Here is a 12,979-nt window from a genome sequence, read left to right as displayed (position 1 = left end):
GAGGCGATGAAGATGGAGAACCCGGTGACCGCGCACAAGTCGGGTGTGGTGACCGGTCTTGCGGTGGAGCCGGGTGCGGCGATCACGCAGGGCACCGTCCTCGCCGAACTCAAGTAGGCGCTCCGCGCCCGTGAGTCCTTGTGGTCCCGTGGCGGGCCGAAAGGACTCACGGGCGGCGCAGCCGCTTACCCTGGGGGCATGGCCGAACCACCGGATATCCGCATCGGGACCGCCGAACGCGAGCAGGCGCTCGACCAGCTCAGCCAGCACTTCAGTGCGGGCAGGCTGACGGTCACCGAGTTCGACGAGCGCAGCGGGCTGATCGCGGTCTCCTCCACCCGCGGCGAGCTCGACCGCCTGCTCGCGGACCTGCCCGCACTGTCGCCGCAGGCGAGCGTCCCGGCCGCCGCGGAATCCGGCCCGGTCGCCGCGTCGCCCCGCCCCGACTGGGCGGGGCGAATCGTCGCACTGGTCCCGCTGATCGCGCTGGTGCTGTTCTTCGTCACCGGGACGTGGGTGTGGTTCCTTGCCGTCCCCGCGGCAGGCATCCTGCTGCTCGGCACCGATCGGGAACGCAAGCGTCGACGCGGGGTGGAGGGGAACGACCACTGATGGAACCGATCGAGATCAACGCCGGATCCTGGTATCTGCGGGGGCTGCGGGCCGACGAGCGGGTCGACGACCGGCCTGCGCTCGCCGACGGCGGCATCACCGACCCCGACCACGTCGCCGCCCGCGCCCGGCAGTGGGCGGGCGACGAGCACTACTCGTGGGCGGTGTGCGAGCCGACGACCGGCGAACTGCTCGGGGAGGTCGGTCTGACCCCGGCCGGCACGGACGGCACGCTCGGCGGCTGGGCGCGTCCCGGTCACGACGCCGCCCTCGCCGCCGCGACCGCGGCCGTCCGACGGTTCGCGGAGGGAGCCCTCGGACTCACCGTCGCTGACCGGTGAGCGTCGGACAGGCTCCCCGCGCGGGTAGCCTGTCCCCCGTGTCCCCGATCGTGGTCCTCACCGGCGCGGGCATCTCAGCCGAGAGCGGGGTGCCGACCTTTCGCGACGCCGACGGCCTGTGGGAAAGCCACCGGGTCGAGGACGTGGCGACCCCGGAGGCGTTCGCGCGGGACCGGATGCTGGTGCAGCGGTTCTACGACGCCCGCCGCGCGGCGTTGCACACCGTCGAACCGAACCGCGCGCACCGGGCCCTCGCCGAACTCGAGGACGTCCTCGGCGGGGACCTGCTGGTGGTGACGCAGAACATCGACGACCTGCACGAGCGGGCCGGTTCGCGCAACGTCATCCACATGCACGGCGAGCTGCGCCGGGCGCTGTGCCGCGCGTGCGGCGTTGCGGATCCGTGGAGCGGCGACCTCAGCGGCGAGCCCGCGTGCCCGCACTGCGGCGTCGCCGACCTGAGGCCGGACGTGGTGTGGTTCGGGGAGGTCCCCTACGAGATGGACCGCATCACCGACGCGCTCGCGGGTGCCGACCAGTTCGTGTCTATCGGCACCTCCGGCGCGGTCCACCCCGCCGCCGGATTCGTGCGGTACGCCAGGGACAACGGCGCCGCCACGCTCGAGCTGAACCTCGACCCGAGCGAGGGCAGCCACCTGTTCCACGAGGCGCGGCACGGCACGGCGGGCGAACTGGTCCCGGCGTGGGTCCGCGAGGTGCTCGAGCAGCGTCGCTGACCCGAGCGGCCCGCCTCGATCAGTCCCGGGTGAGGAGCCGGCCGCGCAGCGCGGCGATGTCGTCGGCGCCGAGCCCGAGACCCCGCACGAAGTAGCCCTCGATGTCACCGAAACCGGTGCGCATCTCGTCGAGCGCGGCCTCCAGGTAGTCCCGGCGCACCCCGAGCAGCGGCAGCAGGATGTCCGGGTTGCCGCCCGCGTCCCGGAAGCGGTCGAACACCGGAGCCAGCGCGGGCAGCAGCTGGTCGTTCGTCAACAGGTATTCGTCGAATACCCGCCCCTCGTCGACACCGAGCAGCAGCAGCAGCGCCGCCACCGCCCAGCCCGTCCGGTCCTTGCCGGTGGTGCAGTGGATCAGGACGGCGGTGTCGTCGCGGCGGGCCAGGTCGGTGTACAGCGCCCGGTACGCGGCGACCGCGGACGGCATCGACACGAAGTCCCGGTAGCTGCCGATCAGGTACCCGCCCGCCTGGTCGCCGCCGAGCAGGTCCTCCGCGAGCACCGGGTCGTCGAGGATCTTCTGCATCATCGCCGGGGCCTGCGAGGCGTCCCGGTCGGCGAGCACGTCCAGGGGAACCTCCTTGGCGCCCGCGGGGATCCGATCCGGCTTCACCTCGCGTTCGGCGAGGGTGCGCAGGTCGAATACGGTGGCGAGCTGCAGCGCCTCCAGGGCCGGGAGGTCGGCGTCCGCGACCGCCGCGAGGTCGGTGGACCGGTAGATCCGGCCGGTGCGCACCAGCGATCCGTCGGCGGTGCGGTATCCGCCCGCGTCCCGAAGGTTGGGCACGGAGGCGATGGGGATGGACGAACCGACCGGCCGCGGGATGCTCATGCCTGCACGGTAAACCACGGCGCCGATCACCGCGCCGTCCGCGGGCCCGCGGTGGCCGCACCGGACGCCGACCGCTGTTCACAGGCCCCGCCCGGGGCTGGCGCGGCGGCCGCCTCGTTCATGACGGCGCCGATCGCGATGCCGAGCACCAGCGCGGCGGCGACACCGATCACCCAGGTGGACCTGGCGACGCCGGCGTCGATGCGGTCGACCGGGTCACGGTGCCGGGCGGGGTCGGGGTGCGGGGCGGGGTCGGGGTGCGGGGCGGGGTCGAACTCGTTCACGTGGACGTCCTCGAGAATGCGGTCGGGGCGGTCCCGCGCGAGGACGCTGTCGCACAGCGTCGCCCGTCCGGGGCCACCGCTCCACCTCGGAGCCGCACAGAATGACAGGTGCCACCGACACGTTCGCCGGAAACCGGGCGGATCAGCGGCGGAGCACCGCGTCGAGGGCGTCGACGGCGTTCGACAGCTCGGTTGCGGTGACCGTCAGCGGGGGCCGGAACCGGACGCCACGCTCCCCGGTGCCGAGCGCGAGGACGTGCTCGCGTTCCCGAAGCGCGGCGAGCACCGCGTCGCGCCGGGCGGTGCTGTCGAGGGTGACGGCGCCGAGCAGCCCGCGGCCGCGGGGGTCGGTGACACCGTCGTGTCGACCGGCCAGCGCGGTCAGGTCGGCGAGCAGCTGCGCCCCGAGCATCCGGGCCCGATCGATCAGCCGGTCCCGTTCGATCACCTCCAGGATGCGCCGTGCCCGCACCATGTCGGTGAGGTTGCCGCCCCAGGTGGAGTTGATCCGGGAGCCGACGGCGAAAACGTTGTCCGGGACCTCGTCGACGCGGCCGCCCGCCATGATGCCGCACACCTGGGTCTTCTTCCCGAACGCGACCACGTCCGGCCGCAGCCCCAACTGCTGGTATGCCCACGCGGTGCCGGTGGTGCCCGCACCGGTCTGCACCTCGTCGAGGACGAACAGCGCGTCGCGCTCACGGCACAGGTCGGCGACGGCCTGCAGAAACTGCGCGCGCAGGTGCCGGTCGCCGCCCTCGCCCTGGATCGGTTCGGCGATGAAACAGGCGATGTCATTCGGGTTTTCGTCGAATGCGCGGCGCGCCTGCTGCAGCGCCCGTCGTTCCGCCGCGGCGACGTCCGCGCCGCCCTCCGCGGTCGGCGCGTCGATGCGGGGCCAGTCGAAGCGGGGGAACCGGGCGACCTTGACCGGATCGGTGTTGGTCAGCGACATCGTGTATCCACTGCGGCCGTGGAAGGCGTGCCGCAGGTGCAGCACCCGGGTGCCGAGGGCGGGGTCGCGGCCCGCGGCCTCGTTGTGTCTGCTCTTCCAGTCAAACGCGACCTTGAGCGCGTTCTCGACGGCGAGGGCGCCGCCGTCGACGAAGAACAGGTGCGGCAGCGCGGGGTCGCCAAGCACCCGCGCGAAGGTGCGCACGAACCGTGCCATCGCGACGGTGTAGACGTCGGAGTTGCTCGGCTTGTTCACCGCGGTCTCGGTGAGTTCGGCGAGGAACCCGCGGTCCAGCACGAGAGCTGGATGGTTCATGCCGAGCGCATTCGACCCGAAGAAGCCGAACATATCGAGGTATTCGGTGCCGTCACGCTGGTCGACCAGCGTGCGCCCGCGAGACCGGACCGGGTCAAGGACGAGGTCGAACCCGTCGACCAGCATGTGTTCCCGCAGCACGCCGAGAACCTCGCCGGGCTCGATGCGCCCGCCGCCGTGCCGCAGATCGATCGCGCCACTCATACCCCGAGGCTATGCCGAAAATTCCTGTCTTGGTGCGAGTGCCGGTAACAATTCCTGTTCGATCCGCTACCTGTCGTAAAAAGTCTGCAGGATGACGGTGCTGCGGGTGCGGACGTTGGCCGTGGTCCGGATCTCCTGCAGCAGACGCTCCAGCGCCCGGGGCGACTCCACCCGCACCAGCAGCATGTAGCTCTCGTCCCCCGCGACCGAGTGACACGACCGGATCGCGGGCAGGTGCGCCAGCCGGGCGGGGGCATCGTCGGGACCCGACGGATCGAAGGGGGTGATCGCGACGAACGCGGACAGTTCCTCACCGAGCGCCGCCGGGTCGACGCGCGCGCCGTACCCGCGGATCACCCCGCGCGTCTCGAGCCGGCGCACCCGGGTCTGGACCGCGGACACCGACAGTCCCGCCTTCCCCGCAAGGGTGGCCAGCGTCGCGCGCCCGTCGTCGACGAGTTCACGCACAAGCAGCGTGTCGATCTCGTCCAATGGCTCCGCCATGAGGGGAGGCTAGCCCACTCGTGGAGTAGGAAAGGAGAAGGACGTTCATCCGCCGCGACCAGGGAGGCCGACCAGATGTCCGACACCACCCACCCGTCCCCCCGTGACCGCGCCGCCGTTGCGTTGCGCGCCTGCGGGGTCACCGACCTGCCCACCGGCACGGACCTGCACGTCTGCACCCCGATCGACGGGTCGGTGCTGGCCGACCTGCGGGCGAGCACAGCCGCGGACGTCGACGCCGCGATCGCCGATGCGCGAGTGGCGTTCTCGTCGTGGCGCACGGTCCCGGCACCGCAACGCGGCGCGCTGGTGCGCAGGCTCGGCGCGCTGCTCGCCGAGCACCGGCACGACCTCGCGACGCTGGTGACCCTCGAGGCGGGAAAGATCACGTCGGAGGCCCTCGGCGAGGTGCAGGAGATGATCGACGTCTGCGAATTCGCGGTCGGGCTCTCCCGCCAGCTGTACGGCCGGACCATGCCGTCCGAGCGGCCGGGGCACCGGCTGATGGAGACCTGGCATCCGCTCGGGGTGGTCGGGGTGATCTCGGCGTTCAACTTCCCGGTCGCGGTGTGGTCGTGGAACGCGGCGATCGCCCTGGTGTGCGGGGACCCGGTGGTGTGGAAGCCGTCCGAACTGACCCCGCTGACCGCCCTCGCCTGCGATGCCCTGCTGCACAGGGCGGCCGCCGACACCGGCGCCCCCGAGGGCGTGCACGGCCTGCTGCTCGGCGGCGAACAGGTGGGGGACTTCCTCGTCGACGATCCGCGGGTGGCGCTGGTCAGCGCGACCGGGTCGGTGGGGATGGGTCGACAGGTCGGACTGCGGGTCGCGGCGCGGCTCGGTCGCTGCCTGCTCGAACTCGGCGGCAACAATGCCGCGGTCGTCGCCCCGTCCGCCGACCTGGACCTCGCCGTCCGGGCGGTCGTGTTCGCGGCGGCGGGCACCGCGGGGCAGCGCTGCACCACGCTGCGCAGGCTGATCGTGCACGCCTCGATCGTGGACACCGTCGTCGACCGGATCGCGGACGCGTATCGCCGGCTCCCGGTCGGGGATCCCTTCGACGCGGACACCCTCGTCGGCCCCCTGATCCGGGAACGTTCCTGGGAGGCAATGCAATCCGCTCTCTACCGGGCGACGTACGTCGAGGGCGGCGAGCTGGTGTGCGGCGGCACGCGGCTCGACCGGGACGGGGTGTACGTCACGCCAGCGGTGGTCCGGATGCCGCAGCAATACCCGGTGGTGTGCGAGGAGACGTTCGCGCCGATCCTCTACGTGCTGACCTACGACACCCTCGACGCGGCGATCGCGCTGCACAATGCGGTCCCGCAGGGACTGTCGTCGTCGATCTTCACCCTCGACCAGCGGGAGGCGGAACGCTTCCTCGCCGCCGACGGGTCCGACTGCGGCATCGCGAACGTCAACATCGGCACCTCCGGCGCCGAGATCGGTGGCGCGTTCGGCGGCGAGAAGCACACCGGCGGCGGCCGCGAATCCGGGTCCGACTCGTGGAAGGCGTACATGCGGCGGGCGACGAACACCGTCAACTACTCCCCCGACCTGCCGCTCGCCCAAGGCGTCGAGTTCGGGCGCTGACGCACCCGTGAGTCCTTTCGGCCCGCCACGGGACCGGAAGGACTCACAGGCGGCGGAGCCGCTCACCGGGCGAGCGGCTTGCCCATCGCCGTCGCCGCGACGTGACCGCGGATCGTCTCGGCAACCAGGTCGGGGTTCTCCAGCATCGGCACGTGCCCGACCCCGGGAAGCACCACCCGGCCCGCCCAGTCCGGCAGCTCGTCGAGGAACCGGCGACCGTACGTCTCGATCGGCAGCATCCGGTCGTGCTCGCACAGGGCGAGCAGCGTCGACACCCGCACCCGGTCGAGTCCGCGAATCCCGCCGTCGCGCAGTCCCATCCACTCGGTGGGCAGAAACACCCGGCACCGGGTGGCGGCCCGGATCACCGTCCGGACCTCCCGCTCCGGAACCGACGCGGCGTCGTCGGAGAGCAGGGACAGCACCAGGCGCCGGACCACCGCGAGCCGGGAGGCGGGCATCCCGACGACCCGGCCGACCGCCGCGATCGGGGTGAGCGCGAGGAAGATCGCCCCGAGCCGCAGCTCCGACGGAGACAGGTCCGACCAGCCGCCCGCCGGCGCGATCGCGGTCAGCGAGCGGGCCCGTCCGCGGCGCTCGAGCTCGAAGCCGACCCAGCCGCCCAGCGAATTGCCGACGACGTGGCAGTCCCCCCAGCCGACCTCGTCGAGGACCCGTTCGACCCCGTCCGCGTAGTGCTCGATGCTGACGTCCAGTGCGCGGATCTGCTCGCCACCCCAGTGCCCCGGCATCGACACCGCGAGCACATCATGGTCATCGGCAAGCAGGTCCGCCGTCCGCCGCCACACGTGATGCGAAAGCGTGAACGGGTGGATCAGCAGCACCGGCTCGCCGTGGCCGACGCGCCGGTACCGGTCCGGTGAGGTGCGCATTCCCGCACCGTACGACACCCGTCGAGCCCACACGGGGATCGTCACCCAGTCGTGATGTCGACCCGTGCCTGCGCACCGGAGTCCGTGCGTCGGTGGCGACCCGACGCTGAACCGATGAGAATCGGACGGCACGACGGTCCATACCTGTATCGAGCGGGCACACCCGCGCGGCGAGATCCGAGGGAAGGGTTCGATCATGTCCGAGTACTCCGCACCCATCGGCGCCCCCATCTGGTGCGACCTGATGAGCAGCGACCCGGCCGGGGCCGCCGACTTCTATCGCGCGATCTTCGGCTGGGAGGTCGAGGGGCCGCCGCGCGAGGAGTTCGGCGGCTACCAGAACTTCACGCGAGACGGTCGGCGGGTGGCCGGGCTGTCCCCGTGGATGCAGGAGGCGGGCGGGCCGCCGAACGTGTGGTCGGTGTACCTGCACACCGCCGATGCCGACGCGACCGCCCGGGCCGTCGAGGCCGCGGGCGGGTCGGTGCTGTTCCCGCCGATGGCCATCGGCACCGAGGGCACGATGCTCGCGGCGAGCGACACGGCCGGGGCCGCGATCGGGTTCTGGCAGCCCGCGGACCACACCGGGTTCTCGCGGTGGGGCGAGCACGGGACACCGTACTGGTTCGAGTCGCAGAGCAAGGACTACGCGAAGTCGATCGCCTTCTACCCGAAGGTGATCGGTGCGCGGATCGAGGAGGTCGTGCCAGCGGGACCGGACACACCGGGGGCGTACAGCCAGGTGTTCGTCGGCGAGTCCGCCTACTCGGGGATCATGGACGCCGCGCAGATCCAGCCTGCGGAGGTGCCATCGTTCTGGCAGGTGTACATCACCGTCGACGACGTCGCGGGAACCGTCGCGCAGGTCGAGTCGCTCGGCGGCGCCGTCCGGATGCCCGCCGTGGACACCCCGTACGGCACGCTCGCCGTCGTCACCGACCCGTTCGGCGCCGCCATCTGCCTCGGGCACCCGCCTGCCGGAATGTAGCACCGCGCCCCGCCGGTTCGGCGCCGCCGTCCGCATGTCGGTGCCGCGGGGCAGTATGGACGCATGGATGCCGAACGGGAGGCGCGCGGGGACGCCGGGCACGGCGGGGTCGACCGCGCCGCCGCCGTCCTCGGCCGGTTCACCGTCGCCACCCGGGAGTGGTTCACCGGGGCCTTCCCCGCCCCGACCGCGGCCCAGATCGGGGCGTGGGAGGCAATCGCGGACGGCGCCAACGCCCTGGTCGTTGCGCCGACCGGCTCGGGCAAGACGCTGTCCGCGTTCCTGTGGGCGCTGGATCGCCTCACCTCCCGCCCGCCCGATCCGGACCGGCCCCCCGGCACGACGGTGCTCTACATTTCCCCGCTCAAGGCGCTCGCGGTGGACGTCGAACGCAACCTGCGGGCACCGCTGGTCGGCATCACCCAAACCGCGCGGCGTCTGGACCTGGCCCCACCCGAGGTCAGCGTCGGGGTCCGCTCCGGCGACACCACCCCCGCCGCGCGCCGCGCCATGCTGCGCACCCCACCGGACATCCTGATCACCACGCCCGAATCGCTGTTCCTGATGCTCACCTCCGCGGCCCGCGAGACCCTCACCACCGTGCACACGGTGATCGTCGACGAGGTGCACGCCGTCGCCGCCACCAAACGCGGTGCGCACCTGGCGCTGTCGTTGGAGCGGCTGGACCTGCTGCTGGAGCGGCCAGCGCAGCGGATCGGCCTGTCCGCGACGGTCCGGCCGCACCAGGAGGTGGCGCGGTTTCTTGCCGGGTCGGCGCCGGTGCGCATCGTCGCGCCGCCCGCACCGAAGACGTTCGACCTGACGGTGCGGGTGCCGGTCGAGGACATGACCGAACTGGGCGTCGAGCCGAGCGGAGCACCGGGGACCGCCGCGGCAGATCCGGCTGCGATGTCGTCCGCGCCCGCCCCGCGGCAGGGCTCGATCTGGCCGCACGTCGAGGAGCAGATCGTCGACCTGGTGCTCGCGCACTCCTCGTCGATCGTGTTCGCCAATTCCCGTCGGCTCGCCGAGCGGCTGACGGCCCGGCTCAACGAGGTGTACGCCACGCGGCTCGGCACCCCGGCCGAGTCGGTGCACGCACCCCCTGCGCAGCTGGGGGCGTCGACGGAGGTGATCCACGGCGCCGACCCGCTGCTCGCCCGCGCCCACCACGGCTCGGTCAGCAAGGACCAGCGCGCGCTGATCGAGGACGACCTGAAGTCGGGGCGGCTGCGCTGCGTGGTTGCCACCTCCAGCCTGGAACTCGGCATCGACATGGGAGCGGTGGACCTGGTTGTCCAGGTGGAGGCCCCGCCGTCGGTGGCGAGCGGACTGCAACGCGTCGGCCGCGCCGGGCACCAGGTCGGGGAGGTCTCCCGCGGTGTGCTGTTCCCCAAGCACCGAACCGACCTGGTCCACTGCGCGGTGACGGTGGAGCGGATGACCACCGGCAAGATCGAATCCCTTGCGGTGCCTGCGAATCCGCTGGACATTCTCGCCCAGCACACCGTCGCGGTGTGCGCGCTGGACCCGGTCGACGCGGGCGAGTGGTTCGCCGCGGTTCGGCGGACCGGCAGCTTCGCGACCCTGCCCCGCTCCGCGTTCGACGCCACCCTCGACCTGCTCGCCGGGCGGTACCCGTCCGACGAGTTCGCCGAGCTGCGGCCGCGGCTGGTGTGGGACCGGGACGCCGACGTGCTCACCGGCCGCCCGGGATCGCAGCGCCTCGCCGTCACCTCCGGCGGCGCGATCCCGGACCGCGGCCTGTTCACCGTCTACATGGTCGGCGCTGCGCCCTCTGGTCGCTCCGCAGGCTCCGCTCCTGGCCATTCCCGGGTCGGCGAGCTCGACGAGGAGATGGTGTACGAGTCCCGGGTCGGGGATGTCTTCGCGCTCGGCGCGACCAGCTGGCGGATCGAGGAGATCACCCACGACCGGGTGCTCGTCTCCCCCGCGTACGGGATGCCGGGTCGGCTGCCGTTCTGGCACGGCGACGGGCTGGGCAGGCCCGCGGAACTCGGTGCGGCGCTGGGCGAGTTCCTGCGCGAGACCGCGCTCGGTGACCGGGCGGAGCTGCGGCAGCGGTTCGCGGAGCAGGGCCTCGACGACAATGCGTCGACCAATCTGCTTGCCCTGGTCGACGAGCAGGCCACCGCGACCGGGCAGGTTCCGAGCGACCGGACGCTGGTGCTGGAGCGGTTCCGGGACGAGCTCGGCGACTGGCGGCTGGTGCTGCACTCCCCCTACGGCCTGCCGGTGCACGCGCCGTGGGCGCTCGCGGTCGGCGCCCGCCTGCAGGAGCGGTACGGGATCGACTCCGCGCCAACCGCCTCCGACGACGGGATCATCGTCCGGCTGCCGGACACCGAGAACGACCCGCCCGGCGCGGACCTGTTCGTCTTCGACGCGGACGAGATCGAGGATGTCGTCACCGACCAGGTCGGATCGTCGGCGCTGTTCGCGTCGCGGTTCCGCGAGTGCGCGGCCCGCGCCCTGCTGCTGCCGCGCCGCACCCCGGGGCGGCGGGCGCCGCTGTGGCAGCAGCGGCAACGCGCGTCCCAGCTGCTCGACGTGGCACGCAAGTTCCCGACGTTCCCGATCCTCCTCGAAACGGTCCGGGAGTGCCTGCAGGACGTGTACGACTTGCCGTCGCTGGTGCGGCTGTTGACGGACGTGGGGCGCCGCCGGATCCGGATCGTGGAGGTGGAGACGCCGTCGCCGTCGCCGTTCGCGACGGCCCTGCTGTTCGACTACGTCGGCGCGTTCATGTACGAGGGTGACAGTCCCCTGGCCGAACGCCGCGCCGCCGCGCTGTCGCTGGACCAGTCACTGCTCGCGGAGCTGCTCGGCCGGGTGGAGTTGCGTGAACTGCTCGACGAGACGGTGATCGAGCGGACCGAGCGGGAGTTGCAGCGGCTCACCGAGGACCGCCGCGCCCGCGACGCGGAGGGTGTCGCGGACCTGCTGCGCCTGCTCGGCCCGCTCACCGACTCCGAGGTCGTTGCCCGCACGGTGGCGGACCCTCGGGAATGGTTGGCGGGGTTGGAGTCCCGCAAGCGTGCGATGCGGGTGACGTTCGCCAGGCAGCGGTGGTGGGTCGCCGTCGAGGATGCGCCCCGGCTGCGGGACGCGCTCGGGGTGCCGCTGCCGATCGGTGTGCCCGCGGCGTTCATCGAGGCGGTCGACGACCCGCTCGGCGACCTGATCGGCCGCTATGCCCGCACGCACGGGCCGTTCACCGTCACCGAGGCCGCCGCCCGATTCGGCCTCGGCGCCGCGGTGGTCCGCGACGTCCTGCTCCGACTCGCGCAGGAGAAGCGGGTGGTCGAGGGCGAATTCCGGCCGGCGGCAACGGGTTCGGAATGGTGCGACGCGGAGGTGCTGCGCCGGGTCCGGCGGCGCTCGCTGGCCGCCGCCCGCCGCGACGTCGAACCGGTGGAACCCGCGGCGCTGGGCCGCTTCCTGCCCGAGTGGCAGCACGTCGGCGGCGGGCTGCGCGGCGTCGACGGGGTCGCGGCGGTCGTCGACCAGCTGGCCGGGGTGCCGATTCCGGCGTCGGCCTGGGAATCGTTGGTGTTCCCGTCCCGGGTCCGCGACTATCGGCCCGCGATGCTGGACGAGCTGACCACGACCGGGGAGGTGCTGTGGTCAGGCGCCGGGCAGATTTCCGGCAGCGACGGCTGGATCCGCCTGCATCTCGCCGACGTCGCGCCGTTGACGCTGCCGCCGCCGCAGGACATCGACCTCACCGACCTGCACCGCGGCATCCTCGACGCGCTCGCGACCGGTGGCGCGTTCTTCTTCCGCACGCTGTCGGATCACGTCGGTTCCACCGACGACGCGGGCCTCGTCGCTGCGCTGTGGGAGCTGGTGTGGGCAGGGCACCTGGCAGGCGACTCGTTCGCGCCGCTGCGGGCGTTGCTGTCGGGGACGACGCGGGCGACGCCCAGCCATCGAACGCCGCGGCGGGCGCCGCGGACCCGCGCGTACCGTGCGCTGCCCCGGCCCGCGGTGCCGTCCCGCACCGGGCCGCCGACGGTCGGCGGGCGGTGGGCGCTGCTGCCCGACCCGGAACCCGACGCCACCCTCCGCGCGCATGCCCGCGCGGACCTGCTGCTCGACCGGTACGGGGTGCTCACCCGCGGGTCGGTGGTCGCGGAGGACGTTCCCGGTGGGTTCGCGATGATGTACAAGGTGCTGCGCGGCTTCGAGGACAGTGGCCGCGCCCGCCGCGGCTATTTCGTGGAGGGTCTCGGCGCGGCGCAGTTCTCGACGTCGGAGGTCGTCGATCGGCTGCGCGGGCACGCCGACTCCCCCGGCACGGCCCGTCCGGCGCCCGCCGCGGTGACGCTCGCGGCGACCGACCCGGCGAACCCGTACGGGGCGGCGTTGTCGTGGCCCGCCACCGAGGGCGGGCACCGGCCCGGACGCAAGGCGGGCGCGATGGTCGTCCTCGTCGACGGCGGCCTCGCGCTGTACGTGGAGCGCGGCGGCAAGACCCTGCTCACGTTCACCGACGAACCGACCGTGCTGGTCGCGGCCGCGGCCGCACTCGCGGGCCTCGTCGACCGCGGCGGGGTGGAGAAGATCGTCATCGAGAGGGTCGACGGCGAGTCGGTGCACGGCAGCGCGCTCTCACCCGTCCTCGTCGAGGCCGGGTTCGCGGCGACACCGCGCGGACTGCGCAAGCGGGCGTCCTACGCGGGCCGGTGACCTCCGGT

The 12,979-nt window shown here is 72.7% G+C and carries 12 protein-coding genes; 7 read left to right on the top strand and 5 right to left on the bottom strand.

Annotation, left to right across the window (positions count from 1 at the left end):
• The 4 genes from ACWF62_RS17380 to ACWF62_RS17365 form a co-directional block, all read left to right on the top strand.
• A partial coding sequence (locus ACWF62_RS17380; protein WP_452630739.1) for an acetyl-CoA carboxylase biotin carboxyl carrier protein subunit occupies window positions 1–117 on the top strand: 117 nt, incomplete at its 5' end.
• Between the two features lie 81 nt (window positions 118–198).
• Entirely contained in the window at window positions 199–612 is a 414-nt protein-coding gene (locus tag ACWF62_RS17375) for a DUF1707 SHOCT-like domain-containing protein (protein WP_452630735.1), read from the top strand.
• On the top strand, window positions 612–953 hold the full coding sequence (locus tag ACWF62_RS17370; RefSeq protein ID WP_378506890.1) for a hypothetical protein: 342 nt from the start codon (window positions 612–614) through the stop codon (window positions 951–953). Before ACWF62_RS17375 ends, ACWF62_RS17370 begins: the two co-directional genes overlap by 1 nt.
• A gap of 38 nt (window positions 954–991) precedes the next feature.
• Entirely contained in the window at window positions 992–1,690 is a 699-nt protein-coding gene (locus tag ACWF62_RS17365; protein ID WP_378506889.1) for an NAD-dependent deacylase, read from the top strand.
• 19 nt (window positions 1,691–1,709) lie between these two features.
• On the opposite strand, the gene ACWF62_RS17360 is transcribed toward ACWF62_RS17365, so the two are convergent.
• From ACWF62_RS17360 to ACWF62_RS17345, 4 genes are all read right to left on the bottom strand, one after another.
• On the bottom strand, window positions 1,710–2,522 hold the full coding sequence (locus ACWF62_RS17360) for a tyrosine-protein phosphatase (protein WP_378506888.1): 813 nt from the start codon (window positions 2,520–2,522) through the stop codon (window positions 1,710–1,712).
• A 26-nt stretch (window positions 2,523–2,548) separates the two neighbouring features.
• A complete protein-coding gene (locus ACWF62_RS17355; RefSeq protein ID WP_452630734.1) occupies window positions 2,549–2,806 on the bottom strand; it encodes a hypothetical protein in 258 nt (85 codons plus the stop codon).
• A gap of 142 nt (window positions 2,807–2,948) precedes the next feature.
• The gene (gene lat, locus ACWF62_RS17350) at window positions 2,949–4,280 is read right to left on the bottom strand and encodes an L-lysine 6-transaminase (protein WP_378506886.1); all 1,332 of its coding nucleotides are present in this window, start codon (window positions 4,278–4,280) and stop codon (window positions 2,949–2,951) included.
• A gap of 66 nt (window positions 4,281–4,346) precedes the next feature.
• Complete coding sequence (locus tag ACWF62_RS17345) at window positions 4,347–4,784, bottom strand: Lrp/AsnC family transcriptional regulator (RefSeq protein WP_452630733.1); 438 nt, start codon at window positions 4,782–4,784, stop codon at window positions 4,347–4,349.
• 75 nt (window positions 4,785–4,859) lie between these two features.
• Here ACWF62_RS17345 and amaB point away from each other — a divergent pair, with 75 nt between their 5' ends.
• Window positions 4,860–6,377 (top strand): L-piperidine-6-carboxylate dehydrogenase, encoded by a 1,518-nt coding sequence (gene amaB / locus ACWF62_RS17340; RefSeq protein ID WP_452630732.1) that lies wholly within the window; start codon window positions 4,860–4,862, stop codon window positions 6,375–6,377.
• A gap of 62 nt (window positions 6,378–6,439) precedes the next feature.
• On the opposite strand, the gene ACWF62_RS17335 is transcribed toward amaB, so the two are convergent.
• A complete protein-coding gene (locus tag ACWF62_RS17335; RefSeq protein ID WP_378506883.1) occupies window positions 6,440–7,270 on the bottom strand; it encodes an alpha/beta fold hydrolase in 831 nt (276 codons plus the stop codon).
• A 196-nt stretch (window positions 7,271–7,466) separates the two neighbouring features.
• Here ACWF62_RS17335 and ACWF62_RS17330 point away from each other — a divergent pair, with 196 nt between their 5' ends.
• A complete protein-coding gene (locus ACWF62_RS17330) occupies window positions 7,467–8,258 on the top strand; it encodes a VOC family protein (RefSeq protein WP_378506882.1) in 792 nt (263 codons plus the stop codon).
• Window positions 8,259–8,321: 63 nt separating this feature from the next.
• The gene (locus ACWF62_RS17325) at window positions 8,322–12,971 is read left to right on the top strand and encodes an ATP-dependent helicase (protein ID WP_452630730.1); all 4,650 of its coding nucleotides are present in this window, start codon (window positions 8,322–8,324) and stop codon (window positions 12,969–12,971) included.
• The last annotated feature ends 8 nt before the right edge of the window (window positions 12,972–12,979 follow it).

The sequence above is a fragment of the Rhodococcus sp. NPDC054953 genome (assembly GCF_053609225.1).
The sequence above is the reverse complement of the archived record's forward strand: the minus strand, read 5'-3'. Positions and strand labels throughout refer to the sequence as shown.